Source organism: Streptomyces sp. NPDC033180 (genome assembly GCF_055577645.1).
This window is the reverse complement of record NZ_JBVIPU010000022.1, coordinates 15,488-41,214: the sequence shown is the minus strand read 5'-3', so window position 1 is coordinate 41,214 and position 25,727 is coordinate 15,488. Positions and strand designations below refer to the sequence as shown.

Sequence of the window (25,727 nt, the reverse complement as noted above, 5' to 3'; positions counted from 1 at the left end):
CGTGAGAAGGAGTGCCGCCCTCGGTTCGCGTGAAGCGATGAACCGCTGATCAACCAGAGGTCGATCAGAAGTCCATGTCACCGCCCGGCATGCCGCCGCCGGCCGGGGCAGCGCCCGCCTTCTCCGGCTTGTCGGCGATGACGGCCTCGGTGGTGAGGAACAGCGCGGCGATGGACGCGGCGTTCTGCAGGGCAGAGCGCGTGACCTTCGCCGGGTCGAGGATGCCCTCGGCGATCATGTCGACGTACTCACCGGTCGCGGCGTTCAGGCCGTGGCCGACGGTCAGGTTGCGCACCTTCTCGACGACGACACCACCCTCGAGGCCGGCGTTGACCGCGATCTGCTTCAGCGGGGCCTCAAGGGCCAGCTTCACAGCGGCGGCACCGGTGGCCTCGTCGCCCTCGAGCTCAAGCTTCTCGAAGACAGCGGCGGCCTGGATGAGGGCCACGCCACCACCGGCGACGATGCCCTCTTCGACGGCAGCCTTCGCGTTGCGAACGGCGTCCTCGATGCGGTGCTTGCGCTCCTTGAGCTCGACCTCGGTCGCGGCACCGGCCTTGATGACCGCAACACCGCCGGCGAGCTTCGCCAGGCGCTCCTGCAGCTTCTCGCGGTCGTAGTCGCTGTCCGAGTTCTCGATCTCGGCGCGGATCTGGTTGACGCGACCCTGGACCTGGTCGCTCTCACCGGAGCCGTCGACGATGGTCGTCTCGTCCTTGGTGATGACGACCTTGCGGGCGCGGCCGAGCAGGTCGAGACCGGCGTTCTCCAGCTTGAGGCCGACCTCCTCGGAGATGACGGTGCCACCGGTGAGGATGGCGATGTCGCCGAGCATGGCCTTGCGGCGGTCACCGAAGCCCGGGGCCTTGACGGCGACGGACTTGAACGTGCCACGGATCTTGTTGACGACCAGGGTCGACAGGGCCTCGCCCTCGACGTCCTCGGCGATGATCAGCAGCGGCTTGCCGGACTGCATGACCTTCTCGAGGAGCGGAAGGAGGTCCTTCACGTTCGAGATCTTCGAGTTCAGGATCAGGATGTACGGGTCGTCGAGCGACGACTCCATACGCTCCATGTCCGTGGCGAAGTACGCCGAGATGTAGCCCTTGTCGAAGCGCATGCCCTCGGTGAGCTCAAGCTCGAGCCCGAAGGTCTGCGACTCCTCGACCGTGATGACGCCTTCCTTGCCGACCTTGTCCATCGCCTCGGCGATGAGCTCGCCGATCTGGGTGTCGGCGGCGGAGATGGAGGCCGTCGAAGCGATCTGCTCCTTGGTCTCCACGTCCTTGGCCTGCTCGAGCAGGGCGCCCGAGACGGCCTCGACGGCCTTCTCGATGCCACGCTTGAGGGCCATCGGGTTGGCACCGGCGGCCACGTTGCGAAGGCCCTCGCGGACCAGCGCCTGCGCCAGGACGGTCGCGGTCGTCGTGCCGTCACCGGCGACGTCGTCCGTCTTCTTCGCGACCTCCTTGACCAGCTCGGCGCCGATCTTCTCGTACGGGTCCTCGAGCTCGATCTCCTTGGCGATGGAAACACCATCGTTGGTGATCGTGGGGGCGCCCCACTTCTTCTCGAGGACGACGTTGCGACCCTTGGGGCCCAGGGTCACCTTGACGGCGTCGGCGAGCTGGTTCATGCCGCGCTCGAGGCCGCGCCGTGCCTCCTCGTCGAACGCGATGATCTTGGCCATGTGAAGTGGTCCTCCCGGACAGGGGTGGCATGCTCCGGATCGCGCCAGTGCCCGCGACGGACGGCCTGCAAACCTTGTGGTTCCTTGCCCCACCCGGCCTGCGGGCCTCACCGACCCGATCCAAGTTCTGTCACTCTCACTCGGAGAGTGCTAAGCCCAATGATTAGCACTCGACCCCTACGAGTGCAAGCGCCTCTCACGGATCCCCGACGTACGAGGGGGCGCGCGCCCGGGGGTGTGCCACGGGACGCACGGGGGGCCCGCACCCCTGTCGGGATACGGGCCCCTCGTCGCTCTCTAAGTCGCTGGCCGATCGCGCCGAGATCAGACGGCGAGCTTGACCATGTCCGCCTGCGGACCCTTCTGGCCCTGCGAGATCTCGAACTCCACTCGCTGACCTTCTTCAAGGGTGCGGTAGCCGTCCATCTGAATCGCGCTGTAGTGGACGAAAACATCCGCACCACCGTCGACCGCGATGAAGCCGTACCCCTTCTCCGCGTTGAACCACTTGACGGTGCCCTGAGCCATGCCTAACTCCCCTATTACTGGCCCTTGCACGGGCCCGCACTTCGCGGACCCGGGTCAGACCTCACCCCCCCAATGGGTTGTGGAGGCGTGCGCCGGAACGCGTCGACCGCGGCTGAATGTATCTGTCCAACTGCCCTCTGCAACAGGTCAATCGGACGAGAATTCTGGGCACGCCTGATCGGTAATATGCGGAGAATTCGCCGGAGTTCAGGGCAAGTCGGGCCAGACAAATGCCACGGAGAGGGCAAATGGGCAGTGCACTTTGGCTACTTCTTGTCGCCCTCGGGGCGACTTCGTATATGCGCTCGGCACAAACAGGAAGCTCGCTTCCCAACTGTACCGCGCTCAATCACATGGAATTGCCCCCTCCACTTCTCTCGCGGAGGGGGCAATTCAGATTACGCAGGGTATTTCTTTAAAGAATCAACCACCCGCGACGGCGGGGATGATCGAGACCCCGGCACCGTCCGGCGTCGCGGTCTCAAGACCCTGCTCGAAGCGGACGTCGTCGTCGTTCACGTAGACGTTCACGAAGCGCCGCAGCTTGCCCTGGTCGTCCAGGACGCGCGCAGCGATACCGGTGTGGTTCTTCTCCAGGTCGGCGATGACCTCGGAGAGCGTCGCCCCCTCGGCGGCGACCTCGGACTGACCGCCGGTGTAGGTGCGAAGAATGGTGGGGATACGGACGTTGACGCTCATGGGATCACCTCGGTAGATCGAGAGGGCGCCCCATCAGGGGGCGCCCCGAAGGGGCGCGGGAACTGCGCGACCAGCCACGACGGTCCCGCAGACAACAGCGATGCCTACTTGGCAAGACCCGCGGAGCGGAACGCGTCAAGGCTGGGCTTGATCGTCGCGGTCGCCTGAGACCTCTCGGCAACGGCATCAAGCGTCTTGAGCCCATCGCCGGTGTTCAACACCACCGTGGTGAGGGAGGGATCAATGAGCCCCGCCTCGACCAGCTTCTTCGTGACGCCCACCGTCACACCCCCGGCGGTCTCCGCGAAGATCCCCTCGGTCCGAGCGAGCAGCTCGATCGCGTCCACGACCTGCTCGTCGTTCACGTCCTCGACGGCCCCGCCCGTGCGACGCGCGATGTCCAGGACGTACGGCCCGTCGGCGGGGTTGCCGATGGCGAGGGACTTGGCGATGGTGTCCGGCTTCTGCGGGCGCACGACGTCGTGGCCCGCCTTGAAGGCGGTCGACACCGGCGAGCAGCCCTCGGCCTGCGCACCGAAGATCTTGTAGGGCTTGTCCTCGACGAGCCCGAGCGCGATGAGCTCCTTCAGACCCTTGTCGATCTTCGTGAGCTGCGATCCGGAGGCGATCGGAATGACCAGCTGATCGGGTAGGACCCACCCCAGCTGCTCACAGATCTCGTACGCCAGGGTCTTGGAACCCTCGCCGTAGTACGGCCGCAGGTTCACGTTCACGAAGCCCCAGCCCTCGCCCAGCGGATCGCCGATGAGCTCGGAGCAGAAGCGGTTCACGTCGTCGTAGTTGCCCTCGATGCCGACGAGCTCGCCGCCGTACACCGCGGCCATGACGACCTTGCCCTGCTCCAGGTCGTGCGGGATGAACACGCAGGAGCGGAAGCCGGCGCGGGCAGCGGCGGCGCCCACGGCGCCGGCGAGGTTGCCGGTGGAGGAGCAGGAGAGGGTGGTGAAGCCGAAGGCGCGCGCGGCCTCGATGGCCTGCGCGACGACGCGGTCCTTGAAGGAGTGCGTGGGGTTGCCGGAGTCGTCCTTGACGAACAACTTGCCCTGCTCGACACCGAGTTCACGGGCGAGGTTGTCGGCCTTGACGAGCTTGGTCCAGCCGGGGTTGATGTTCGGCTTCTCGGCGACGTTCGCGGGGACGGGCAGCAGGGGCGCGTAGCGCCAGATGTTGTCGGGGCCGGACTCGATCTGCTTCCGGAGTGCCTCGGGGTCACCGGTCGGCAGGTCGTACGCCACTTCGAGCGGGCCGAAACAGGCCTGACAGGCGAAGATCGGGCCGAGGGCGTAGAGCTCGCCGCACTCGCGGCAGGAGAGGCCGGACGCGGGGCCGAGATCCACGGAACCCGTGGTCGAAGAGGTGTTTTCGTTCGTTGCGACAGTCTGCGCAGCCATGGAGGCGAGGCCCTTTCTCCTCATCTTCCTCGCGGCGCATCTCGCCACGAGACGGAATTGGCACCTTCCCCACCGAGACCTCGCGTGCGTGGTCGGCGGGATGGTTGCCGGGGCTTCAACGGGCCGTATCCCTCTGCCCCTCTGGATGAGCGGTATGGCGCCGGGGCTTCATGGGCCCAGGGCATTTGTTACGCGATGGCCCCCGACGTGCGATGGTCATCCGCGTTGTTCAAGACTGTAACCGACGGCCTGGACCCTTGAGATAGTCGTCCGAACCGCGAGATGGATCACATGTAGGCCACACACAGGAGGAGCCACCCGTGCTGGAAGAGGCCGAGCGCTGGCTGACCAGGCGTTCCTGGTCCGTCGCCGACCGTCCGCTCAGCGCACTCGTCGCCGCCAAACGGGCGTCGGGGGCCTCGGTGAGTGTCGTCCTGCCCGCGCTCGACGAGGAGGGGACGGTCGGCGGGATCGTCGCCGAGATCCGCCGCGAGCTGGTCGAGAGGCAAGCGCTCGTCGACGAGCTCGTGGTGATCGACTCCGGCTCCCGGGACCGTACGGCCGAGGTGGCGCGGGAGGCGGGGGCACGGGTCGTGCACCGGGACGAGATACTGCCGCGCGTCCCGGCCGTGCCCGGCAAGGGCGAGGTCATGTGGCGCTCGCTCCTGGTGACCGGCGGTGACATCGTCGCGTTCGTCGACGCGGACCTGAGGGAGTTCTCGGCGGACTTCGTCACCGGCATCGTGGGCCCGCTCCTGACCGAGCCCGACGTGGACTTCGTGAAGGCGATGTACGACCGCCCCCTGGCCGGAACCGCCGATCAGGGCGGCCGGGTCACCGAACTGATGGCACGCCCGCTGCTCAACATGCACTGGCCCCAACTGGCGGGTTTCGTCCAGCCGCTGGGCGGTGAGTACGCGGCGCGCAGATCCCTCCTGGAGCGGCTGCCGTTCCCCGTCGGTTACGGAGTGGAGCTGGGTCTGCTCGTCGACGCGCTGCACACGGTGGGCCTGGACGCGCTCGCGCAGGTCGATGTCGGCGTGCGCAAGCACCGGCATCAGGACGGGCAGGCGCTCGGCCGGATGGCGGCGGCGATCTACCGGACGGCACAGCTGCGGCTCGCGCGCGGCCATCTCGTACGGCCCGAGCTCACCCAGTTCGAACGGGGCGAGCAGGGGTTCGAGCCGCGGACCCATTCGGTGGACACGGAGGAGCGTCCGCCGATGTGCGGCATCGCGGAGTACGCGGCACGCCGCGTGGCGTAACCACCCAAGCCGGGCATTTTGTCTACATTCCCCACTTATGAGGGTCAGACAGGTGAGGGTCAGACAGGTAATGGGAAGCGCGCGACGCGTCGGTGGCATGGCCATGGCCACGGCCGTCCTCGCGACAGGAGCACTCGGCGCCGCGGCCGTACCCGCCGCGGGCATGGACACCGCATACGGATCGCGCACCGGCCAGGTCGCGATCCCCGCCGGTGAGCGGGCGGAGCAGAGCGGGCCCGCGAGGCCGGCGAGCGGTCCGGGTGAACTCGCCAAGAGCGGCAGCGACTCGGACACGATGCTGTACGCGGGCCTGGCGATCGCCCTGTGCACGCTGGGCGCACTGGCGGTGGCGGCGGCAAGGAGCAGACGCCACTGACAGTCGGCGACCGGTCGCCGGTCGCCGGTCGCCGAAGGTATACGGCCGGGCCCCCACCAGGGCCCGGCCGTACGTTTGAGTCCTCCCCCGAAGGGCTAGGTTTCGCCACATGGTCTCCGAGCACGCCGCCGCCCAGGTCCTCGTCGCGTCCAACCGCGGCCCCGTCACGTACACCCTGGAGGAGAACGGGGAACTGACGGCCAAGCGGGGCGGAGGCGGACTCGTCTCGGGTCTGAGCGCGATCGGCGACGACGCGGATGCCCTGTGGGTCTGCGCGGCGCTCGGCGACGGTGACCGGGAGGCCGTGCGGCGCGGGGTCGGCGAGCCCGGCGTGCGGATGCTCGACATCGACGCGGGGTCGCACGAGGGCGTGCACGCCGACGCGTACAACGGGATCGCGAACTCGGTGCTGTGGTTCGTCCACCACATGCTCTACCAGACCCCGCTCGAACCGGCCTTCGGACCGGAGTTCCGGGCGCAGTGGGCGTCGTACGAGACGTACAACCGCGCCTTCGCCGAGGCGCTGGCCGAGAGCGCCGGAGCGGGCGCGGCGGTCCTCGTCCAGGACTACCACCTGGCGCTGGTGCCGGGGATGCTGCGTGAGCTGCGCCCCGACCTGCGCATCGGCCACTTCTCGCACACGCCGTGGGCGCCGGTGGACTACTTCCGGATGCTGCCTGACGACGTCGCGGAGCAGCTGTTGCGCGGCATCCTCGGGGCCGACCGGGCGGCGTTCCTGACGGGCCGGTGGGCGGACGCGTTCACGGAGTGCTGTGTGGCCGTCCTCGGCGGTACGACCGGTACGCGGATCGGCGTGCACGGGCTCGGGGCGGACGCGGACTTCCTGCGTGAGCGGTCGCGGCGGGCGGACGTGGAGGAACGCCTTGTCGCGCTGCGGGAGCAGGTGGGTGCCGGGCGGAAGGTGATCGTCCGCGTCGACCGGACGGAACTGTCGAAGAACATCGTGCGGGGGCTCCTCGCGTACCGGGAGCTGCTGGCCTCGCGGCCCGAGTGGCGGGAGCGGGTGGTGCATGTCGCCTTCGCCTACCCGTCGAGGCAGGACCTCGCGGTGTACCGCGACTACACGGCGTCCGTGCAGACGCTGGCCGACGAGATCAACTCGGAGTACGGCGTGGAGGGTTGGACCCCGGTCGTCCTCCACGTGAAGGACGACTTCGCGCGCTCCCTGGCGGCGTACCGCCTGGCGGACGTGGCGCTGGTGAACCCCATCCGGGACGGCATGAACCTCGTGGCCAAGGAGGTTCCGGTCGTCTCCGACGACGGGTGCGTTCTTGTCCTGTCGCGGGAGGCGGGGGCGTACGAGGAGCTGGGCGAGGACGCGGTCGTCGTCAACCCGTACGACGTGACGGGCACGGCTGCCGCGTTGCACGCGGGGCTGACGATGCCGGTCGGCGAACGCGCCGAACGCACGAAACGCCTCGCTGCGGCGGCGACGGCATTGCCCCCGGCCCAGTGGTTCCTGGACCAGCTGCGGGCACTGGGGTCCTGACGGCTCCGCCCCAGACCCCGCTCCTCAAACGCCGGAGGGGCTGATTCTTCAGCCCGGCCCTCGCGCCGAGCGAGTCTTCGGGAAGGGGCGGGGTCGGGGAAAGATCACTGAGTAGGCGTCCAACCCGACCTCGGCGCCGATCAGCTCAGTTGAGCCGTGATGGCGGACAGCAGCTCCACCACGCCCTGGGGCCCGTCCACCACCAAGTCAGCCCGTTCCGCCAACTCCGCCACCTCCGCACTGCCACTGCACACCAGCAGCCCCCGCACCTGGTCCGAGCGGAGCTTCTCCACGGCCGCGAAAGCGGGCAGGTCGCCCAGGTCGTCGCCCGCGTACAACACACTCTCGGCGCCGACCTCCCGTACGTAGTCGGCAAGGGCCACGCCCTTGTCCATGCCCGGAGGGCGCAACTCCAGGACCATGCGGCCCGGTTCGACGATCAGGCCGTGGCGGGCGGCCAGCTCGCCCAAGGGCTCCCGAAGTGCTTCGAACGCGGCCTGCGGGTCGCGTGCGCGGCGGGTGTGGACGGCGACCGCGCGGCCCTTCTCCTCTATCCACGTGCCGCGCCAGGCGCCGATCGTGTCCAGGAAGCCGGGCAGTTCGGCGCGCACGGCGGCCACGCCGGGGTGCGGCTCGGCCGCGTGCACGGCGCAGGAGACGGCGTCCCAGCGCTCGGCTCCGTAGTGCCCGAGCACGACGAGGTGCTCAAGGCCCTGGACGCCCGCCAGGCCGCCGTAGCGCACCGCCACGCCCGCGGGGCGCCCGGTGACGACGGCGACGGACAGCACCTTCGGCGCGAGCGCGGCGAGGGCCGGGACGGCGTCGGGGTGGGCGCGGGCCTGCTCGGGGTCGGGCACGATCGGGGCGAGCGTGCCGTCGAAGTCGAGCGCGATCACGGCTTTCCCGGGCCGCGCGAGGAGCGCCGCGAGCCCCTCGCGCCCGGCGGCGGTCACGGGCTCGGGCAGCTCGGGAGAGTACGGCGAGTACACAGGGTCACCCATGGGCCCGACCCTACGCTCAACGCTCCTCGCGCCGGGACTCCCTGACCCGCCGAAGCCGGTTGACGGTGACCGGATCGTGCGCGAGGGCACGCGGATCGTCGAGCAGGGCGTTCAGGAGCTGGTAGTAGCGGACCGGCACCAGGCCCAGCCGCTCGCGCACGGCCCGCTCCTTGGCGCCGGGACCGGTCGCCCAGTCGCGGCGCTCAAGGGCGAGGATCGCGCGGTCCCGCTCGGAGAGGCCGGTGTCGGGGAACGCGTCGTCCCTCGCGTCGTCGTCCGTGGCGTCCGTCATGCCCGTCACGCTATTCCGAGTTCTCCTCGGTGGCCGCCTTGGCCTGGATCTGGCTGAGGATCGACGCCGGATCGCCGTTCGCGTCGACGGCCTTGCCGATGTACTTCTTGACCTCGACGGAGACCTGCGCCCAGGACGTCTTGCCCACGGGGTACAGCTGCGAGGTGGAGAGCTCGTCGAGGAACTCGGCGAGCGCCTTGTCGTTCTTGTTGCCCGTCATCTCCTCGGTGGCGGAGTTCGTGACGGGCAGCAGGTCGTACTCGCGCGAGAAGTCCAGGACGTTCTTGGTGCTGTAGGCGAAGTCGAGGAACTTGCCGATCTCCTCGCGGTGGCCCTTCTGCCTGAAAGCCATCATCCAGTCGGCGACACCCATCGTGGCCTGGGCCTTGCCGTTCACCCCGGGCATCGGCACCATGCCGTACTTCACGCCCTTCTTCGCGGCCATCTGCATCAGCGTGGGATGGCCGTTGAGCATGCCGACGTCGCCGCGCGTGAAGGCGGCGAAGGCCTCGGCGCGGTCGAGCTTGGCGGGGGGCGTGGGGCCCGTCAGGCCCTTGCCGACGAGCTCGTCCTTCAGCCAGCTGAAGGTCTTCACGTTCTGCGCGGAGTCGATGTCGTACGTGCCGACGTTGTCGGTGTAGCCGCCGCCACCGCTGAGCAGCCACTGCATGGTCTCGGCCTGCGCCTCTTCCTTGCCGAGCGGCAGGGCGTAGGGGATCTTCACGCCGCGCGCCTTGAGCGTCTTGGCGGCGGCCGCGAGCTCGCTCCAGCTCTGCGGCGGGGTGAGGCCGGCGTCCTTGAAGATCTTCTCGTTGTAGAAGAGCAGACGCGTGGAGGAGGCGAACGGCATGCCGTACTGCACGCGCTTGACCTCGCCCGCCTCGGAGAGGGGGGCCATGAAGTCGGCCTGGGTGGAGATGGAGACCAGGTCCTCGGTGCGGTACAGCTTGTCCTGCGCGGCGTAGTCGGCGTAGGCGCCGATCTGGGCCATGTCGGGGGCGTCGCCGGCCTTGACCATGTCCTTGACCTTGCGGTCCACGTCGGTCCAGGAGTAGACGTCGACGTCGACCTTGATGCCGGGGTTCTTGGCCTCGAACTGCCTGGCGATCTTGTCCCAGTACTTCTGGGAGCTGTTGGCCTTGGAGTCGCCGTAGTCGGCGGCCACCAGCTTGAGGGTGACGTCGCCGGAATCGCCCGGACCGCCGCAGCCGGCGAGTACCCCCGCCATGCCCAGTACGGCTATCGCCGCGGTCAGTCCTGTCGCGCGCCGCTGCACAGCTGTTCCCACCCTCGATGATCTACGTGAACTGCGATTTTCCCTCGCGTATGGACACGAGGTCTACACCACCTCAGTATCGCTTGTGCAACGGCGTACCAATGACGTCCCACCGGCAAGGAGCCTTGACGCATGTCGCGTACCGCAGCAGAGATAGCAACCCAGCCCGCCTGCTGGCACCGGGCGGCCGAGGCCGCTCTCACCTTCGACGGGCTGCCGCGGCCGGGCGAGCGGGTGGCTGTCACCGGGTGCGGGACGTCGTGGTTCATGGCCATCGCGTACGCGGCGCTGCGCGAGGCGGCCGGGCAGGGCGAGACGGACGCGTTCGCGTCCTCGGAGTTCCCCACGGGGCGCACGTACGACCGGGTGGTCGCCATCACCCGCTCCGGTACGACGACGGAGGTCCTTGAGCTCCTCGGCGAGCTGAAGGGCGTGGTCCCGACCACGGCGCTCACCGCCGATCCGAAGACGCCGATCATGGACGCGGCCGACTCGGTGGCGGTCCTGGACTGGGCGGACGAGGAGTCGGTCGTCCAGACCCGCTTCGCCACGACCGCGCTCGCCTTCCTGCGGGCCGGGCTCGGTGACGTCCCCGGCGTGAAGTCGGTCCCCGAAGCGGCGGTGGACGCGGAGCTCGCGGTGACGGAGCCGCTGCCCGCGTCGGTCGTGGCCGCCGAGCAGTGGACGTTCCTGGGGCGCGGCTGGACGTACGGGCTCGCCCTGGAGGCGGCGCTGAAGATGCGGGAGGCGGCGGGGGCGTGGACGGAGTCGTACCCCGCGATGGAGTACCGCCACGGGCCGATCTCCATCACCGGCCCCGGCCGCGTGGCGTGGATGTTCGGAACGCTCCCCGAGGGCCTCGCGGGGGACGTGGCCCGGGTGGGCGGGGAACTGGTCGCCCACCCGGACGCGGACCCTCTGGCGGACCTGATCCGCGCCCAACGGCTCGCGGTGGCCCTCGCGGAGACACGCGGCTACGACCCGGACCGCCCCCGCAACCTGACGCGGAGCGTCATCTTGGGCTAGTCCGGCACCGCGGGGTGATCGGGTGGGTGGGTGGGAGACATCCGCCGCGAAGCGGCGGTTTGGGTCACCCACCCCCCGGTGGAGCCCGGCGATTTACCCGAAGTGGACTAGACCTCTCGCGGCGTAGGCGCGACACTGTCCCCCGTGAGACATGTCATCGCCCTCGATGTGGGCGGCACCGGAATGAAGGCCGCCCTGGTCGGGGCGGACGGCGCGCTCCTGTACGAGGCGCGGCGGGCCACCGGCCGGGAGCGCGGGCCCGACGCCGTGGTCGAGTCCATCCTCGACTTCGCCGCCGACCTCCGCGCCCACGGGATCAGGGAGTTCGGTGAGCCCGCCGCCGCGGCCGGCGTCGCGGTCCCCGGGATCGTCGACACCGAGCGCGGCATCGCGGTCTACGCCTCGAACCTCGGCTGGCGCGACGTCCCGATGCGCGACCTCCTGAGCCGCAGGCTGGAAGGCGTGCCCGTGGCCCTCGGCCACGACGTCCGCACCGGCGGCCTCGCCGAGGGGCGGATCGGCGCGGGCAAGGGCGCCGACCGGTTCCTGTTCGTGCCGCTGGGCACCGGGATCGCCGGGGCCATCGGCATCGGCGGCGGCATCGAGCCCGGCGCCCACGGCTCCGCGGGCGAGATCGGGCACATCATCGTGCGCCCCGGCGGTCCGCCCTGCGGCTGCGGCCAGCGCGGCTGTCTGGAGCGGCTCGCCTCCGCGTCCGCGGTGAGCGAGGCCTGGGCGGCGGCGAGCGGCGACCCGGAGGCGGACGCCGCGGACTGCGCGAAGGCCGTGGAGTCGGGCGACCCGCGGGCCCTTGAGGTCTGGCAGAACGCCGTCGACGCGCTCGCCGACGGGCTCATCACCGCCCTCACCCTCCTGGACCCGCACACCCTGATCATCGGTGGCGGTCTCGCCGAGGCCGGGGAAACCTTGTTCACACCCCTGCGGGCGGCCATGACGGAACGGATCGTCCAGTTCCAGACCCAGCCCCTGGTCGTCCCCGCCGCCCTGGGGGACACCGCAGGGTGCCTGGGCGCGGGCCTGCTCGCCTGGGATCTGCTCAGCGAACCCGACCCCACCGACCCCACCGACCGCACCGACCCCCCGGAGGTAACCGCCTGATGGCCGCTAGCAAAGTTCTCGCCGGTGCTCAGGTGGTACTTCCCACCGGGACGCTCACCAACGGCCGTGTGATCGTCGACGGCACGCGCATCTCGGGGAGCGCCCCGGCGGATGCCGAGACCGTCGACCTCGCTCCCGGCCACTGGGTGGTCCCGGGCTTCGTCGACATCCACAACCACGGCGGCGGCGGTGCCTCCTTCACCTCCGGCACGGTCGAGGACGTGCTCGAGGGCGTCCACACGCACCGCCTGCACGGCACGACGACCGTCGTCGCCTCCACCGTCACCGGCGAGATGGACTTCCTCGCCCAGCGGGCAGGGGTGCTCTCCGAGCTGGCCGAGCAGGGCGACATCGCGGGCATCCACTTCGAGGGCCCCTTCATCTCGCCGTGCCGCAAGGGCGCGCACAGCGAGGCGCTCCTGCGCGACCCGGACCCCGCCGACGTCCGCAAGCTGATGGACGCGGCCCGCGGCCGGGCGAAGATGTTCACGCTCGCCACGGAGCTGCCGGGCGGCATCGACTCCGTACGCCTCCTCGCCGAGCACGGCGTGATCGCGGCCATCGGGCACACGGACGCGACGTACGAGCAGACGGTGGAGGCCATCGACGCGGGCGCCACCGTCGCGACGCACCTCTACAACGCGATGCCGGGCCTCGCGCACCGCGAGCCCGGCCCGATCGCCGCGCTCCTGGAGGACGAGCGGATCACGGTCGAGCTGATCAACGACGGGACGCATCTGCACCCCGCCTCGTTCGAGCTGGCCTTCCACCACGCGGGCGCCGCCCGCACCGCGCTCATCACGGACGCGATGGACGCGGCGGGCTTCGGCGACGGGCGGTACATGCTCGGCCCGCTGGAGGTCGAGGTGAAGGACAGCGTCGCGCGGCTCGTCGAGGGCGGTTCGATCGCGGGCTCCACGCTCACCCAGGACCGCGCGTTCAAGCGCTCGGTGAGCGTCGACGGTCTTCCGGTCGACGACGTCGTGCGGGCCATCTCCGCCAACCCGGCCAGGCTCCTCGGGATGTACGACAAGGTCGGCTCGCTTGAGCCCGGCAAGGACGCCGACCTGGTGGTCCTCGACGCGGCTTTCGACCTGGTGGCCGTCATGCGCAAGGGTGAATGGGTGGTAGCGCCCCATTAGGTGCAACTCGGGTGATTTCACCACCCGTTGCGGTCACGTTGAAGTGGCAACAAACAGAAGGCGGTTGGCCGTGACCCCTGGGCCAACCGCCTTCTGTTTGGCATGATCAGCCCCGGAAAGAGACCGTCGGCAAGCGCGTTCTCCAGCGACCTCGGGGGTGAGTGGCGAGTGATCCTCACAGTGACGCTGAACGCCGCCCTGGACATCACCTACCGGGTCCCCGCCCTCATCCCGCACGCCTCGCACCGCGTCACCGAGGTCGTCGAACGGCCCGGCGGCAAGGGCCTGAACGTCGCGCGCGTCCTCGCGGCCCTCGGCCACGACGTCACGGTGACCGGCTTCGCGGGCGGCGACACGGGCCGCGTCCTGCACGAGCGCCTCGCCCGCGAGCCCCGCGTCACGGACGCGCTCGTGCCCGTCGACGGCGCCACCCGCCGCACGCTCGCGATCGTCGACGCGGCGACCGGCGACACGACGCAGCTGAACGAGCCGGGCCCCGCGGTCGCGCCCGCCGAATGGGCCGCGTTCCAGGAGTCGTACGAGGACCTGCTGCGCCGGGGTGCCGCGGCGGTGGCGCTCTGCGGAAGCCTGCCGCCGGGGGTCCCGGTCGGCGCGTACGCGACGCTCGTACGCGCCGCACGCGCGGCCAAGGTGCCCGTGCTCCTGGACACCAGCGGGGAGGCGCTGCGCCGTGGCATCGCCGCCCGCCCCGACATCGTCAAGCCGAACGCCGACGAACTGGCCGAGCTGACCGGCTCCCACGAACCCGCCCAGGCGGCCCGTGACGCCCGCCGCAGGGGCGCGCACGCCGTGGTGGCGTCCCTGGGCCCGCAGGGCCTGCGCGCCGTCACGCCGGAGGGCACCTGGCAGGCGGCCCCGCCCACCCGCGTGCGCGGCAACCCGACCGGCGCCGGCGACTCCGCGGTGGCGGGCCTGCTCTCCGGCCTGGTGGAGGAACTCCCGTGGCCGCGGCGCCTCGCGCGGGCCGTGGCGCTCTCCGCGGCGACCGTGGCGGCCCCGGCGGCGGGCGAGTTCGAGCCCTCGACGTACGAAGACCTGCTCGCGCGGGTCGCGGTGGCCGGGGAGGCCACCGCGGCGTGAGACCACGCGTCACCGCGTGGGCGACGCGCGACGCGACGCACAACGGGCCGTGCCGGCCCAGGAATTGGGGACATTCATCGTGCCACTCGTATCCACCGGCGACCTGGTATCCGACGCGCGCGCGGCGGGACGCGGGGTCGCCGCGTTCAACGTGATCACGCTGGAGCACGCGGAGGCGATCGCCGCGGGCGCCGAGCGTGCGGGCTCCCCCGCGATCCTCCAGATCTCCGAGAACGCCGTGAAGTTCCACGGCGGCAGCCTGTCCGCGATCGCCGCGGCGACGGCGGCGGTGGCGAAGGCGTCGTCGGCCCCGCTCTCCCTGCATCTGGACCACGTCATGGACCCGGAGCTCCTGCGGGCCGCGCACCCCGAGGGCTTCAGCTCGGTGATGTTCGACGCGTCGAAGATGCCGTACGACGAGAACGTCAAGGCGACCGCGGAGGCCGTGCGTTGGGGCCACGAGCGGGGCATCTGGATCGAGGCCGAGCTGGGCAAGGTGGGCGGCAAGGAGGGCGAGGCCCCGCTGGACGCGCACGCCCCCGGGGTGCGGACGGACCCCGCGGAGGCGGCGGCGTACGTGGCGGACACCGGCGTCGACGCCCTGGCGGTGGCGGTCGGCTCCTCCCACGCGATGACATCCCGCACGGCGACCCTGGACCACGAGTTGATCGCCGCGCTCACGACGGCCGTCCCCGTGCCTCTCGTGCTGCACGGCTCAAGTGGCGTACCGGACGCGGAGATCCGGCAGGCCATCGCGTCGGGCATGGTGAAGATCAATGTCGGCACGGCCCTCAACACCGCGTTCACCGGTGAGGTGCGCGCGTACCTGACCGCTCACGAGAAGGGCGTGGACCCCCGGAAGTACCTCACCCCGGCTCGCGAGGCGATGGCCGGGACGGTGGCGGGGTTCCTGGGGCTCCTCGCATGAGGGCGTCGTAGCGACGTAACGTGATCAACGACACCGCTGCTCCAGCTCCAGCCCCTAGAGGGGGTGGGGTCGCGTCGCCTGGCCGAGGGCTTCGCCTCGGCGCCCGGCATCACACGGCAGGAGGCGTCGGGGGCACCGTCCGCGGACGGTGCCCCCGACGCCTGCGCGTCACTTCTTCAGCGTCAGCAGGTCGAGGTTGGCGTTGCACTGATTGCCCTCGGCGCACTCCAGCTGGATCACGTTGGTCCCCTTGGTGAGATCGACGGGGGCCCACGTCGTCTGCCAGCCCTTCTCCCAGTCCCCCTTGGGGGACGGGATGAAGTTCTTCATGCCGAGCGGCTGCGAGTTCGGCTTCCCGTTGACGTTGAGCGTCGCGTCGGCGTCCTCGCCGGGAATGCCGTACCGCACGTACAGCCGGTAGCTGCCCGCCTTCTTGATGCTGACGGTCCAGGAAACCTTGGCACCGACCTGGTTGAAGCCCGCGACGTAGTAGCCGCCCGAGGCCTTCGCGCCCTTGATGTCCGAGGACGTGGACGTCCCGCCCTCGAGCTTCAGCGCCTTGGCGTCCGTCTTCGGGAGGTCGGCCGGATCCGCCGGGCTGTTCGTCGGCTTGTCGGTGGGCTTCACCGTCTCGCCCTGCGTCGAGCCGCCACTCGCTTCGTCCTTGCCGCCCTCGTCGTCGCCGCCGAACATCATCGCGGCGCCGATCCCGACGGCGACGACCGCGACGACCGCGATGGCGGCGATCAGGAGGCCCTTCGTGTTGGGGCCGCCACCGCGACCGCCCGAGCCGCGGGACGCCGGGGTGTACTGCGGCGCGGGGGCCCCGCCGGGCTGCGTCTCCGGAGCGGCGTAGTGCGCGTTCGGCTGGCCGTAGGCCTGCTGCTGCGGCGGCACCTGCTGGCCGTACGCGGGCGCGGCCTGCGTGCCGTAGGCATTGGGACGGCGGTCGCCGACCGCACGCACCTGGTTGTACGAGGACCGGGAACCGGGGTACCCGTAGCCGCCCCCGCCGCTGGGCGGGGTGGCGCCGGCCGCCTGTCCGTCCTCGTACAGATAGCCGAACGGATCGTCGTCGCCCTCCGGCGGGTTCGGCGTGTGGTCGCCGTTATTGCCGGGCGTCATTCCCAGGTCACTCCCTCATATCGCTGACCGGGGGAGCCTACCCGCTCCGGGTGGGCCCAAGGGGTGGCGTAGACCTCATCCGGCCCGCCTGTGCTGCTTGGCACGTGACCGCTTCTCCACGTACATCCGCTGGTCAGCGGAGTGCAACACCTCGTCTGCCGACATCCCGCAGTGCGCCCAGCCGATGCCGAAACTGGCACCTACCCGAACCGCACGGCCGTCCACCCGGATCGGCGGGATGATCGCGTTCCGCAGCCGCACCGCGAGGTCCTGCGCGTCGGCGCGGCCGAGCCCGTCGGCGAGGACGACGAACTCGTCACCGCCGAGCCTGGCTACCGTGTCCCCGTCGCGAACGCCGCTGGTCAGCCGCCTGGCCACCTCGATGAGGACGGCGTCACCGGTGTGGTGCCCGAAGCGGTCGTTGATCGACTTGAAGCCGTCGAGGTCGCAGAAGAGCACCGCGAGGCCCTTGGTGCCGTCGTCCGTGTCCCCGTGCCCCTCGGGCGGCGCGACGGTGTGCACGTGGTGGTCGAAGCCGTCGGCGCCCTGCTGCAGGGCGTGCGCGTTGTTCGAGCCGTAGTCGAAGCTGTGCTGCCCGTCCGCGTCATAGACGCCGTCGTACGCCGCGTCCAGCGAGTCCACCGCACTGGGCTGACCCGCGTGCGGCCTGCGACAGAGACGGGCGCTGAGGCGCGAGCGCAGCTCGGCGGAGTTCGGCAGGCCGGTGAGGGAGTCGTGCGAGGCGCGGTGCGCGAGCTGGAGCTCTCGGCGCTTGCGCTCCTCTATGTCCTCGACGTGGGTGAGCAGGAAGCGCGGCCCGTCGGCGGCGTCCGCGACCACGCTGTTGCGCAGGGAGACCCAGACGTACGTCCCGTCGCGGCGCGCGAGGCGCAGCTCAGCCCTGCCGCCCTCGGCGGAGGTCCGCAGGAGCGTGCCGATGTCCTCGGGGTGGACCAGGTCGGAGAACGAATAGCGGCGCATCGCGGAGGCGGGACGGCCCAGGAGGCGGCACAGGGCGTCGTTCGTGCGCAGGATGCGGCCGTGCTGGTCGCCGCCCATCTCGGCGATGGCCATGCCGGAGGGCGCGTACTCGAAGGCCTGGCGGAAGGACTCCTCGCTGGCCCGCAGCGCCTGCTGCTCGCGCTCCAGGCGGACCAGGGCGCGCTGCATGTTGGCGCGAAGACGGGCGTTGCTGATCGCGATGGCGGCCTGGAAGGCGTACATCTGCAGGGCCTCGCGGCCCCAGGCGCCGGGCCTGCGGCCGTTGCGGGGGCGGTCCACGGAGATCACGCCGAGCAGCTCGCCGCCGGCGGCGCCCGTCGCGTACATCGGGGCGAAGAGGCGGTCCGCCGGGTGCCACTCGTCCTCGAAGCGGGGCTCGGGGCCGTCGGTGTACCACTGCGGGACGTCGTCCTCGTCCAGGACCCAGCCCTCGGTGTACGAGATGAAGCGCAGGGCGCCCCAGGCCTCGCCCATGGCGAGGCGCTTCTCCCAGGCCTCGCGGGAGCCGACGCGGCCGGTGATGAGGGCCTCGGCGGCGGTGTTGCCCGCGAAGGCGGCGACCACGAGGTCGCCGTCCGGGCGCACGAGATTGACGCACGCCAGCTCATAGCCAAGGCCGTTGACCACGCCGTCGGCGACCGTCTGCAGCGTGTCCGCCAGGCTCCGGGCCGTGTTGAGATCCGCCACCACCTGATGCAGCTGCCGCAGGGTCGCAAGACGGACGTACGGCTCCGACTCGGTCTCCATTGCTCGCTCTCCCCGAGACCTCGACAGCAACTCCAGGATTCGCAGCGCCCTTACTGTTCTCGTCGTACCTGAGTTCTCTCAGTGTCCGATTGCCACCGTCACTGAATCACAGCGAGCAGCTCACTCGGTACACAGGGTCAACAAAATATGGGTCCTGTGACTCAAGTCACAGATGGGAAGCCTTCGTTGGTCCAGTCCACTTCCCCGACGCACACCTTGCCAGGGCGCCGCGGGCCTCGGCCATCGGTCCTAGGCCCGGTCTCGGCCCTGGGCCCGATGTGGCGACAGAGGCGGCGGGCTAGCGTCACTCCCGTGGTTCCCGTACTGAAGACAACTCCCGAGAGCGCTTCCGCGACTCCCCCTGCCCCGCCCTCCCCCCGTGCCCCGTCTCCCGACGGGCATCCTGTGGGGGTGAGCAACGAAGAGTTCCGCGCCGCCATGTCCCGGCTCGCCGCGGGTGTGGTCCTGGTGACCGCCCGCGAGCCGTCCCTGGACGCGGACGACCCGCAGGCGCCGGTCGGCGAGGACGTCGGCATGACCGCGACGGCCTTCCTTTCCGTGTCCCTCGATCCGCCGCTTGTGCTGGTCAGCCTGCGTGAGGGCTCCCGGATGGACGATCTGCTCGCCGAGCAGCCGCTGTGGGGCGTCTCGGTGCTCTCCGAGAGCCAGCGCCACATCGCGGGCCGGTTCGCGATGAAGGGAAGGATCAGCGACCGGCTGCTCTTCGAGGACATTCCCTATGCCCGGGGGGAGACGTCAGGGGCGCCGTTGATCGGCGGCGCGCTCGCGACGCTGGAGTGCCGGACCGAACAGACAGTGACAGCGGGTGACCACACCCTCATCATCGGGCGAGTACTTTCGGCTGATCTGCCGAGCGCCGACGGTGGCCCGTTGACGTACTTCAAGGGGAAGTACCGACAGCTGGGCTGATGGTTTTCGCTTCAACCGACTTTGCTGGCGCACCTTTGCGCTCCGGGGCGCCGACCCGGCCGGGGCTCAGCCCCAGCCATCCCCCGAGCGGCCACGCTTGGTCTGGCTGCGCTGCTTCTTCTCGCGCAGCCGCCGTTCGTTGATCCCCCGGGGGATCTTCGTGGCACGGCGGGGCCGCGGCGGCGGAGCGGTGGCCTCCGCGAGCAGCGAGGCGAGGCGGGTGGCGGCCATCTCGCGGTTGCGCCACTGGGAACGGTGCTCGGAGGCCCGCACGCTGACGACGCCGCCGACGAGCCGTCCCGCGAGCCGCTCCAGGGCGCGCTCCTTCCACACCGGAGGCAGCGCTTGCGTGGTGGCCAGGTCGAATCTCAGCTCCACCTGTGAGTCGCTGGTGTTGACGTGCTGACCGCCCGGCCCCGAGGACCTGGAGAAGCGCCACATGAGCTCGGCCTCGGGCAGACAGACGGAGCCGCGGATGACATAGGGACCGGACATGGGTCCTATGGTCCCGCGTCTGTCCGGTCCACGTCACCCGCATTTACGGCGTGCCAGGCTTGCGTCGGGAGGGACTCGAGAGACGAGTAAAGAAAGTAAAAGGAGCTGGAACCTCTGGGACCCCGGTCGACGTTCATAGGGGTGACGGTAGCTTCGTCCCCAGTACGAAGCCCGTTCGTACGCAACGAGGGAAGGGACTCCCAACAATGGCAGTAAGCCTGTCCAAGGGTGGCAACGTCTCGCTCACCAAGGAGGCTCCGGGCCTGACCGCCGTCACCGTGGGCCTCGGCTGGGACGTCCGTACCACCACTGGCACCGACTTCGACCTGGACGCCTCGGCCATCGCGGTGAACCCGCAGGGCAAGGTCTTCTCGGACCAGCACTTCGTCTTCTTCAACAACAAGGTGACGCCGGACCAGACCATCGAGCACACCGGTGACAACGTCACGGGTGAGGGCGAGGGCGACGACGAGCAGATCAAGGTCAACCTGGCGGGCCTCCCGGCCGACATCGACAAGATCGTCTTCCCGGTCTCGATCTACGACGCCGAGAACCGCTCGCAGAACTTCGGCCAGGTGCGGAACGCCTTCATCCGCATCATCAACCAGGCCGGCGGCACGGAGATCGCCCGCTATGACCTGAGCGAGGACGCCGCCACCGAGACCGCCATGGTCTTCGGCGAGCTGTACCGCAGCGGCGCGGAGTGGAAGTTCCGCGCGGTCGGCCAGGGGTACGCCTCCGGCCTCGTCGGCATCGCGCAGGACTTCGGCGTCAACGTCTGAGGTTCGCAAGGCCAGTTCAGCTGAAGTTCACAGCCCAGTTCACGAGGGCCCCCGGCGGATTCTCGCCGGGGGCCCTCGTGGTTCGTCGCCGCCCGCCACGGACCGGCGGCTAACCTGCGCCGAATGATCCTCGAACCGCTCGCCCCCGCGGAGGACGGCGCGCTCCCCGGTGAGCTGCTCACCGAGCTCACCGCCCTGTACGCGTCGAACCGCGTCTTCCACGCCCTCTCCGGGGACTTCCCCGACCCCGACGACATCCGCCCCGAGCAGGTCGCCGCGGCGCTCGCGGACGAGCTGGCGGCGCCGGGGGCACAGGTGCTCGTCGCGCGGTCCGAGGGGCGGGTCGTCGGGATCGCCGTCACGCTGGAGCGCCATCCCGACCCCTCCGACCCCGATCCGTGGATCGGGCTGCTCATGGTGAATGCCGGGTGGCAACGCAAGGGGTACGGACGGGAGTTCGCCGGCAAGATCGAGGAGCGGTTCCGGGGGGACGGGCACGGCGGGGTGCGGATCGCCGTTCTGGAGGGAAACGAAGCGGGGCTCGCCTTCTGGAGCGCGCTCGGTTACGAGGTCATCGACCACCGCCGCGATCTTCAGGCGGGCCGCCCCTGCGCGGTACTCCGCAAGCCGCTCTCGTAGGTCTACGGGCGGGCCGGCTTCCCGTCCCCGTACAGCCACGGGCCCCAGATGGCGCGCACCTTCTTGCGCGCCGCCTCGCTGCCCGCGTGCTTCTCCACGTACCGCGTGAAGTCCGCGGTGTCCGCGTTGCCGTGGCGGTGAGTCCTCGTCCAGCCCTGCACGATGTCGTAGAAGGTGTCGTCGCCCACCGCCTGGCGGATCTTGTGGATGACCATGCCGCCCCGCTCGTACACCGGACTGTCCGAGATGTCCGCGGCGGACGGTGGCTTCGCGGGCGGGAAAGCCCAGATGGCGTCGTTGTCCTCCTTGGCCTCGTAGTAGTCGCCCGCGTAGATCTGGTCGAAGATCTCCTGCACGCTGTCGCCGTCGTTGTCCTCCTGCCAGAGCCACTCGGCGTACGTCGCGAAGCCCTCGTTCAGCCACATGTCCCGCCAGGACTTGGGCGTCACGGAGTTCCCGAACCACTGGTGGGCCAGCTCGTGCACGATGAGCTGGGGTTCGGGGGCGCCGGGGTAGGTGGGGCGGGTCTGGGTCTCCAGGGCGTACCCCGCCTCCCCCTCCCCGGCGACGATCGCGCCGGTCGACGAGAAGGGGTAGGGGCCGAAGTTGAGCTCCTGCCACTCCATGATCTCGGGGATGCGGGCGAGCGCCTTCGCACTGGCCTTGGCCTCGGAGGGTTCCACCGCCGTGAGCACCGGGATGCCGGACTTCGTCGTTGACTTCTTCACCTCGTACGGCCCGATCGCGACCGTCGCGAGATAGCTCGCCATCGGCTCCGCGCCGTGCCAGGCGAAGGTAGTGCGGCCGTTCTTGGTCGACTCGCGGGTCAACTCACCGTTGGAGATGGCCTTCAGGCCCTGGGGGACAGTGACGCGTATGTCGTACGAGGCCTTGTCCGACGGGTGGTTGTTGGCGGGGAACCACGCCATCGAGCCTGACGGCTCACCCAGCGCGATGGCGCCCTCCTCCGTGCGCAGCCACCCTTCCTCGGAGTCGTCCGGATCGGTGATGGTCTCCGGGTTGCCGGAGTAGCGGACGACCGTGCGGAACGTCTCGCCCTTGTCGAGGTCGTCCGCGGGCCGGATCGTCAGCTCCTGCCCGTCGCGGTGGAAGGAGGCGTCCTTGCCCTCGACGCTCACGCCCTTCACCTCCAGACCCTTGAGGTCGAGGTTGAAGGCGCTGAGGTCCTGGGTCGCGCGCGCGGTGACCTCGGCCGTGCCGGTGAGGTGACGCGCGTCGGGGTCGTACCCGATGGCCAGGTCGTAGTGCGCGACGTCGTAACCGCCGTTGCCCAGCTTGGGGAAGTACGGGTCACGTACGCCGTCGGCTCCGGGCGTGCCGTGCACTCCGGAGCCGCTGCAGGCGGTGAGGACGAGGGCGGTGAGGGCGGCGGCGGATGTGCCGCGGAGCGCCGTGGATCGTGGGTGCACGCCTGTGATCTTATGCGGCATATGTTCGGTGTGGCCCGGTGGGCTTCACCGAGAGCCGCTGCCGGGCAGCGCGGGCCAGTAGTGCTCGGTGAACAGCCGGGCGACCAGCTCGCCGCGGCTGGAGACGCGGGCCTTGGTGAAGACGGTCCTGAGGTGGTCGCGGACCGTGTGCGGGGAGGTGAAACCCCTGTCGCCGCCCAGGCCTCCCGCGCCGCCCAAGCCCTCTGTGCGGCCTGAGCCCTCTGTGCGGCCTGAGCACGGGCCCTACAGAACCGCGATGCCCAACGGGCGTTCCCCTGCCGGGAGTCGGTGGGTGTCGCCGCTCTCCAGGTCGATGACGGTGATCCCGTTCCAGAATCCGTCGCGGGTGATGCCGCCGGTGACGTAGGCGGTGCCGCCGATCCGGTGGCTTCGGCAGCGCGGCGGTGTCAGCGGCCCCAGAGCCTTATCGGCCGAGCGCCGCGACGCCCGCCTTCGCGAACTTCTCGTCCAGGTCGCCGCTCGGGGCGCCCGCGACACCGATGCCCGCGACGGGGGCGCCCTTGGCGGTCACCGGCGCACCGCCCCCGAGGAACAGCGTGCCGGGGATGTCCTTCAGGTTCGGGGTCTGCTCCAGACGCTTGGTCAGCTCGGAGGTGGGCGCGTTCCAGGAGACGGCGGTGTACGCCTTCTTCACGGCGGACTCGGGGGACTGCGGTCCCGCGCCGTCGCCGCGCAGCTCGACGATGGTGTTGCCGTTGCGGTCGACGACGGCGACGGAGACGCGCTGGTTCTCCTTCTTCGCGGCGTCGAGGGTGGCCTGAGCGGCCTTGGTCGCGGCCTCGACGTTCAGGTGCGTCGACTGCGTGAGGTTCTTGTTGCCCGCGTCGGCGGCGACGGCGGCCCTGGGAGCGGCGGCCGGGGCCTCGGCGCTGGCGGAGACGGCACCGAAGGTTCCGGCGCCGAGGACGGCGGCGGTGGCGGCGATGGTCAGGACGCGGGTGCGGCGGGAGATCTTCTTCATCGGGGGCTCCTCGGGGTGAAGGCGGGGATCGGGGGAGGTTGTTTCCTCTGCGATCAATCCTCCGGCCGCCACCGGCCCGACCCGGTCGACGTACCGGCTGCCACCTGCCCGCGGCTCGGTCGACACGAGGGTCAGCCGATCGGTTGACCCCCTGGTGATCCCGCCGGGTCACAATGAGGTTGTTTGCGCAGTTCAGCAGCGAGCCGGAAGGAGCGAAGCCGTGGAGCAGGCCGAAGGCGCCCCGCAAGAGGCCGCCTCACGAGACCCCGACTCACGCTGGCTCGCCGCCGTCATGCACACGGCGTTCTTTCTGCTCCTGGGCTCGTCGCTGACCCGCTTCCTGATGCGGCACCCCGGCGAACCGCGCACCCCGTGGATCATCGCGCTCTCGGTCTCCCTCGCGCTCCTCTACGTGCTCGGCCCCGCCATCGGCGCCCGCCCCACCGCGCCACGCCGCCTCAGCTGGCTGATCCTCGTCGTGGCCGTCTGGGTCGTGCTCGTCATACTCGCGCCGAGCTTCGCGTGGTGCGCGGTACCGCTCTTCTACACCGGCCTGCGTACGCTGCCGCTGCGCGCCGCCCTGTTCCTGGTGGCCGTCCTGACCGCCTTCGTGGTCGTCGCGCAGTTGCGGCTCGCGGGCGGCTTCGACCCGAACCTGCTGCTCGCGCCGCCCGCCTGGGCCGCGGTCGCGACCGCCGTCTTCCTGTACATGCAGCGCCAGGCGGCCCGTCAGCGCACGCTCATCGACGACCTCATCCGCACCCGCCGCGAACTGGCCGCCACCGAGCGGCGCGAGGGCACGCTCGCCGAGCGCCAGCGGATCTCCATGGAGATCCACGACACCCTCGCCCAGGGCCTGTCCAGCCAGCAGATGCTGCTCCAGGCCGCCGACCGCGTCTGGGACACGGACCCGGCCAAGGCCCGCACCCATGTCCGTACCGCCGAGTCGATCACCGAACGCGGCCTGGCCGAGGCCCGCCGCTTCGTGCACGACCTCGCGCCCGCCGACCTCGCCGACGGCGGGGGCCTGGACGAGGTGTTGCGGACGCTGGCCGCGCGCACCGCGCTGGACGCGGGCCTCACGGTCCGCTTCCACTGCGAGGGCGTGCCCGCACCGCTCCCCGACCGGACGCAGTCCGCGCTCCTGCGCATCGCGCAAGGCGCCCTCGCCAACGTGACGGAGCACGCCGCCGCGACGACGGCGGCGCTGACGCTCACGCATCTGGACGACCAGGTGGTGCTCGACGTCGCCGACGACGGCCGCGGCTTCACCCCCACCGCCTCGCCGCCCGCCCCCGACCGGCGGGGCCACGGGCTGCCCGCGATCCGCGCCCGCGCGGGGCAGCTCGGCGGGACACTGACGATCGAGTCGGCGCCGGGCGAGGGCACGGTGCTCTCGGTGGCGATCCCCCTCTCCCCCCAGGAGCCCGCATCCCCCCAGGAGTCCGCATCCCCCCAGGAGTCCGCATTTCCCCAGGAGTCCGGATTTCCCCAGGAGTCCGCATGACGACCCCCGCACCTCCGGTCCGCCTCCTGGTCTGCGACGACCACATCGTCGTACGGGCCGGACTGCTCGCCCTGCTGGGCAGCGCGCCGGACATCGAGGTGGTCGGTGAGGCGGGCACCGGCGAGGAGGCGATCGCGCTCGCCGCGAAGCTGGCGCCGGATGTGGTCCTGATGGACCTGCAGCTGGGGGAGGGAATGGACGGCGTGGAGGCGACGCGCACCATCACGTCTGCGTCTTCCTCCTCTGCTCCTTTCTCCTCCGCTCCTTCCTCCTCCGACTCCGATGCCCCCGCCCCACCACCCCACGTCCTGGTCCTGACGACGTACGACACGGACGCGGACATCACCCGCGCGATCGAGGCGGGGGCCACGGGCTACCTTCTGAAGGCCGAGCGCCCCGAGGAGCTCTTCGCCGCGATCCACGCCGCGGCGCAGGGCCGCACCACCCTCTCCCCGCCGGTCGCGTCCCGTGTGATGGCCCGCATGCGCAAGCCGCTGCCGACCCTCACCGACCGCGAGCTCGACATCCTCGCGCAGCTCTCCCAGGGCCTCGGCAACCGGGAGATCGCCCGGGCGCTGTTCATCAGCGAGGCCACGGTGAAGACGCACCTGGGCCGGATCTACGACAAGCTCGGGGTGGACACGAGGGCGGGCGCGGTGGCGGTGGCCAAGGAGCAGCGGCTGCTGCCTTGAGCGGTTGCTG

General features: G+C 70.5%; 26 protein-coding genes and 1 riboswitch. Of the genes, 13 read left to right on the top strand and 13 right to left on the bottom strand.

Annotated elements, in window-relative coordinates:
• Positions 1-64: 64 nt before the first annotated feature.
• From groL to thrC, 4 genes are all read right to left on the bottom strand, one after another.
• Positions 65-1,690 (bottom strand): chaperonin GroEL, encoded by a 1,626-nt coding sequence (gene groL / locus ACZ5WE_RS36335; RefSeq protein WP_467695645.1) that lies wholly within the window; start codon positions 1,688-1,690, stop codon positions 65-67.
• 324 nt (positions 1,691-2,014) lie between these two features.
• Positions 2,015-2,218 carry a cold-shock protein gene (locus ACZ5WE_RS36330; protein WP_005315736.1) on the bottom strand — a complete coding sequence of 68 codons (204 nt, stop codon included), beginning with the start codon at positions 2,216-2,218 and terminating at the stop codon, positions 2,015-2,017.
• 423 nt (positions 2,219-2,641) lie between these two features.
• Positions 2,642-2,917: a MoaD/ThiS family protein gene (locus ACZ5WE_RS36325; protein ID WP_453636630.1), complete on the bottom strand. Its 276-nt coding sequence runs from the start codon at positions 2,915-2,917 to the stop codon at positions 2,642-2,644.
• 104 nt (positions 2,918-3,021) lie between these two features.
• Complete coding sequence (gene thrC / locus ACZ5WE_RS36320) at positions 3,022-4,329, bottom strand: threonine synthase (protein ID WP_467695643.1); 1,308 nt, start codon at positions 4,327-4,329, stop codon at positions 3,022-3,024.
• A 17-nt stretch (positions 4,330-4,346) separates the two neighbouring features.
• Positions 4,347-4,481, bottom strand: a riboswitch (SAM riboswitch).
• 168 nt (positions 4,482-4,649) lie between these two features.
• Between thrC and ACZ5WE_RS36315 the strand changes: the two genes are divergently transcribed.
• The 3 genes from ACZ5WE_RS36315 (at position 4,650) to ACZ5WE_RS36305 (ending at position 7,480) form a co-directional block, all read left to right on the top strand.
• Positions 4,650-5,594 (top strand): glucosyl-3-phosphoglycerate synthase, encoded by a 945-nt coding sequence (locus ACZ5WE_RS36315; RefSeq protein WP_467695641.1) that lies wholly within the window; start codon positions 4,650-4,652, stop codon positions 5,592-5,594.
• A 70-nt stretch (positions 5,595-5,664) separates the two neighbouring features.
• Positions 5,665-5,970 carry a hypothetical protein gene (locus tag ACZ5WE_RS36310; RefSeq protein ID WP_467695639.1) on the top strand — a complete coding sequence of 102 codons (306 nt, stop codon included), beginning with the start codon at positions 5,665-5,667 and terminating at the stop codon, positions 5,968-5,970.
• Positions 5,971-6,079: 109 nt separating this feature from the next.
• Complete coding sequence (locus ACZ5WE_RS36305) at positions 6,080-7,480, top strand: alpha,alpha-trehalose-phosphate synthase (UDP-forming) (protein WP_467695637.1); 1,401 nt, start codon at positions 6,080-6,082, stop codon at positions 7,478-7,480.
• Positions 7,481-7,620: 140 nt separating this feature from the next.
• On the opposite strand, the gene otsB is transcribed toward ACZ5WE_RS36305, so the two are convergent.
• Genes otsB through ACZ5WE_RS36290 form a run of 3 tightly spaced genes read right to left on the bottom strand, consistent with a single transcriptional unit; the run spans position 7,621 to position 10,049 of the window.
• Positions 7,621-8,481 (bottom strand): trehalose-phosphatase, encoded by an 861-nt coding sequence (gene otsB, locus ACZ5WE_RS36300; RefSeq protein ID WP_467695635.1) that lies wholly within the window; start codon positions 8,479-8,481, stop codon positions 7,621-7,623.
• 16 nt (positions 8,482-8,497) lie between these two features.
• Positions 8,498-8,773: a DUF3263 domain-containing protein gene (locus ACZ5WE_RS36295; RefSeq protein ID WP_467695633.1), complete on the bottom strand. Its 276-nt coding sequence runs from the start codon at positions 8,771-8,773 to the stop codon at positions 8,498-8,500.
• A gap of 10 nt (positions 8,774-8,783) precedes the next feature.
• The gene (locus ACZ5WE_RS36290; protein ID WP_467695709.1) at positions 8,784-10,049 is read right to left on the bottom strand and encodes an ABC transporter substrate-binding protein; all 1,266 of its coding nucleotides are present in this window, start codon (positions 10,047-10,049) and stop codon (positions 8,784-8,786) included.
• A 132-nt stretch (positions 10,050-10,181) separates the two neighbouring features.
• On the opposite strand from ACZ5WE_RS36290, the gene ACZ5WE_RS36285 reads away from it, so the two are divergent.
• From ACZ5WE_RS36285 to ACZ5WE_RS36265, 5 genes are all read left to right on the top strand, one after another.
• A complete protein-coding gene (locus ACZ5WE_RS36285) occupies positions 10,182-11,075 on the top strand; it encodes an SIS domain-containing protein (RefSeq protein ID WP_467695631.1) in 894 nt (297 codons plus the stop codon).
• Positions 11,076-11,219: 144 nt separating this feature from the next.
• Entirely contained in the window at positions 11,220-12,194 is a 975-nt protein-coding gene (locus tag ACZ5WE_RS36280; RefSeq protein WP_467695629.1) for an ROK family protein, read from the top strand.
• A complete protein-coding gene (nagA, locus tag ACZ5WE_RS36275) occupies positions 12,194-13,336 on the top strand; it encodes an N-acetylglucosamine-6-phosphate deacetylase (RefSeq protein ID WP_467695627.1) in 1,143 nt (380 codons plus the stop codon). Before ACZ5WE_RS36280 ends, nagA begins: the two co-directional genes overlap by 1 nt.
• 168 nt (positions 13,337-13,504) lie before the next feature.
• Complete coding sequence (locus ACZ5WE_RS36270; RefSeq protein ID WP_467695625.1) at positions 13,505-14,437, top strand: 1-phosphofructokinase family hexose kinase; 933 nt, start codon at positions 13,505-13,507, stop codon at positions 14,435-14,437.
• A gap of 79 nt (positions 14,438-14,516) precedes the next feature.
• Complete coding sequence (locus ACZ5WE_RS36265; RefSeq protein WP_467695624.1) at positions 14,517-15,365, top strand: class II fructose-bisphosphate aldolase; 849 nt, start codon at positions 14,517-14,519, stop codon at positions 15,363-15,365.
• Between the two features lie 168 nt (positions 15,366-15,533).
• Here the strand turns inward: ACZ5WE_RS36265 and ACZ5WE_RS36260 are convergent, their stop codons facing one another.
• Together ACZ5WE_RS36260 and cdgB are read right to left on the bottom strand one after the other, a co-directional pair.
• A complete protein-coding gene (locus tag ACZ5WE_RS36260; RefSeq protein ID WP_467695622.1) occupies positions 15,534-16,490 on the bottom strand; it encodes a carbohydrate-binding protein in 957 nt (318 codons plus the stop codon).
• Positions 16,491-16,565: 75 nt separating this feature from the next.
• Entirely contained in the window at positions 16,566-18,239 is a 1,674-nt protein-coding gene (cdgB, locus tag ACZ5WE_RS36255; RefSeq protein WP_367043256.1) for a diguanylate cyclase CdgB, read from the bottom strand.
• 405 nt (positions 18,240-18,644) lie between these two features.
• Here cdgB and ACZ5WE_RS36250 point away from each other — a divergent pair, with 405 nt between their 5' ends.
• Positions 18,645-19,169, top strand: a complete 525-nt coding sequence (locus ACZ5WE_RS36250) for a flavin reductase family protein (RefSeq protein ID WP_467695707.1) — start codon at positions 18,645-18,647, stop codon at positions 19,167-19,169.
• 66 nt (positions 19,170-19,235) lie between these two features.
• Here ACZ5WE_RS36250 and arfB read toward each other — a convergent pair whose 3' ends face one another.
• Positions 19,236-19,673: an alternative ribosome rescue aminoacyl-tRNA hydrolase ArfB gene (arfB, locus tag ACZ5WE_RS36245; protein ID WP_467695705.1), complete on the bottom strand. Its 438-nt coding sequence runs from the start codon at positions 19,671-19,673 to the stop codon at positions 19,236-19,238.
• A gap of 197 nt (positions 19,674-19,870) precedes the next feature.
• Here arfB and ACZ5WE_RS36240 point away from each other — a divergent pair, with 197 nt between their 5' ends.
• Positions 19,871-20,446, top strand: a complete 576-nt coding sequence (locus ACZ5WE_RS36240; protein WP_249589187.1) for a TerD family protein — start codon at positions 19,871-19,873, stop codon at positions 20,444-20,446.
• Positions 20,447-20,569: 123 nt separating this feature from the next.
• The gene (locus ACZ5WE_RS36235) at positions 20,570-21,085 is read left to right on the top strand and encodes a GNAT family N-acetyltransferase (protein WP_467695620.1); all 516 of its coding nucleotides are present in this window, start codon (positions 20,570-20,572) and stop codon (positions 21,083-21,085) included.
• A 2-nt stretch (positions 21,086-21,087) separates the two neighbouring features.
• Here ACZ5WE_RS36235 and ACZ5WE_RS36230 read toward each other — a convergent pair whose 3' ends face one another.
• The 3 genes from ACZ5WE_RS36230 to ACZ5WE_RS36220 all read right to left on the bottom strand — a co-directional run bounded on the left by ACZ5WE_RS36230 (position 21,088) and on the right by ACZ5WE_RS36220 (position 23,518).
• The gene (locus tag ACZ5WE_RS36230) at positions 21,088-22,536 is read right to left on the bottom strand and encodes a M1 family metallopeptidase (RefSeq protein WP_467695618.1); all 1,449 of its coding nucleotides are present in this window, start codon (positions 22,534-22,536) and stop codon (positions 21,088-21,090) included.
• Between the two features lie 24 nt (positions 22,537-22,560).
• On the bottom strand, positions 22,561-22,734 hold the full coding sequence (locus ACZ5WE_RS36225; RefSeq protein WP_467695616.1) for a hypothetical protein: 174 nt from the start codon (positions 22,732-22,734) through the stop codon (positions 22,561-22,563).
• A 226-nt stretch (positions 22,735-22,960) separates the two neighbouring features.
• Positions 22,961-23,518 carry a GlcG/HbpS family heme-binding protein gene (locus tag ACZ5WE_RS36220; RefSeq protein ID WP_467695614.1) on the bottom strand — a complete coding sequence of 186 codons (558 nt, stop codon included), beginning with the start codon at positions 23,516-23,518 and terminating at the stop codon, positions 22,961-22,963.
• A 292-nt stretch (positions 23,519-23,810) separates the two neighbouring features.
• Here ACZ5WE_RS36220 and ACZ5WE_RS36215 point away from each other — a divergent pair, with 292 nt between their 5' ends.
• Together ACZ5WE_RS36215 and ACZ5WE_RS36210 are read left to right on the top strand one after the other, a co-directional pair.
• On the top strand, positions 23,811-25,025 hold the full coding sequence (locus ACZ5WE_RS36215; protein ID WP_467695703.1) for a sensor histidine kinase: 1,215 nt from the start codon (positions 23,811-23,813) through the stop codon (positions 25,023-25,025).
• A complete protein-coding gene (locus tag ACZ5WE_RS36210; RefSeq protein ID WP_467695613.1) occupies positions 25,022-25,717 on the top strand; it encodes a response regulator in 696 nt (231 codons plus the stop codon). The genes ACZ5WE_RS36215 and ACZ5WE_RS36210 overlap by 4 nt, the downstream gene beginning before the upstream one ends.
• The last annotated feature ends 10 nt before the right edge of the window (positions 25,718-25,727 follow it).

Excerpts from the sequence above, each read along its gene's own strand:
- groL (WP_467695645.1), bottom strand. The coding sequence starts at position 1,690 with ATGGCCAAGATCATCGCGTTCGACGAGGAGGCACGGCGCGGCCTCGAG.
- ACZ5WE_RS36330 (WP_005315736.1), bottom strand. The coding sequence starts at position 2,218 with ATGGCTCAGGGCACCGTCAAGTGGTTCAACGCGGAGAAGGGGTACGGC.
- ACZ5WE_RS36325 (WP_453636630.1), bottom strand. The coding sequence starts at position 2,917 with ATGAGCGTCAACGTCCGTATCCCCACCATTCTTCGCACCTACACCGGC.
- thrC (WP_467695643.1), bottom strand. The coding sequence starts at position 4,329 with ATGGCTGCGCAGACTGTCGCAACGAACGAAAACACCTCTTCGACCACG.
- ACZ5WE_RS36310 (WP_467695639.1), top strand. The coding sequence starts at position 5,665 with ATGGGAAGCGCGCGACGCGTCGGTGGCATGGCCATGGCCACGGCCGTC.
- ACZ5WE_RS36305 (WP_467695637.1), top strand. The coding sequence starts at position 6,080 with ATGGTCTCCGAGCACGCCGCCGCCCAGGTCCTCGTCGCGTCCAACCGC.
- otsB (WP_467695635.1), bottom strand. The coding sequence starts at position 8,481 with ATGGGTGACCCTGTGTACTCGCCGTACTCTCCCGAGCTGCCCGAGCCC.
- ACZ5WE_RS36295 (WP_467695633.1), bottom strand. The coding sequence starts at position 8,773 with ATGACGGACGCCACGGACGACGACGCGAGGGACGACGCGTTCCCCGAC.
- ACZ5WE_RS36285 (WP_467695631.1), top strand. The coding sequence starts at position 10,182 with ATGTCGCGTACCGCAGCAGAGATAGCAACCCAGCCCGCCTGCTGGCAC.
- nagA (WP_467695627.1), top strand. The coding sequence starts at position 12,194 with ATGGCCGCTAGCAAAGTTCTCGCCGGTGCTCAGGTGGTACTTCCCACC.
- ACZ5WE_RS36260 (WP_467695622.1), bottom strand. The coding sequence starts at position 16,490 with ATGACGCCCGGCAATAACGGCGACCACACGCCGAACCCGCCGGAGGGC.
- cdgB (WP_367043256.1), bottom strand. The coding sequence starts at position 18,239 with ATGGAGACCGAGTCGGAGCCGTACGTCCGTCTTGCGACCCTGCGGCAG.
- ACZ5WE_RS36240 (WP_249589187.1), top strand. The coding sequence starts at position 19,871 with ATGGCAGTAAGCCTGTCCAAGGGTGGCAACGTCTCGCTCACCAAGGAG.
- ACZ5WE_RS36235 (WP_467695620.1), top strand. The coding sequence starts at position 20,570 with ATGATCCTCGAACCGCTCGCCCCCGCGGAGGACGGCGCGCTCCCCGGT.
- ACZ5WE_RS36230 (WP_467695618.1), bottom strand. The coding sequence starts at position 22,536 with ATGCCGCATAAGATCACAGGCGTGCACCCACGATCCACGGCGCTCCGC.
- ACZ5WE_RS36220 (WP_467695614.1), bottom strand. The coding sequence starts at position 23,518 with ATGAAGAAGATCTCCCGCCGCACCCGCGTCCTGACCATCGCCGCCACC.
- ACZ5WE_RS36215 (WP_467695703.1), top strand. The coding sequence starts at position 23,811 with ATGCACACGGCGTTCTTTCTGCTCCTGGGCTCGTCGCTGACCCGCTTC.
- ACZ5WE_RS36210 (WP_467695613.1), top strand. The coding sequence starts at position 25,022 with ATGACGACCCCCGCACCTCCGGTCCGCCTCCTGGTCTGCGACGACCAC.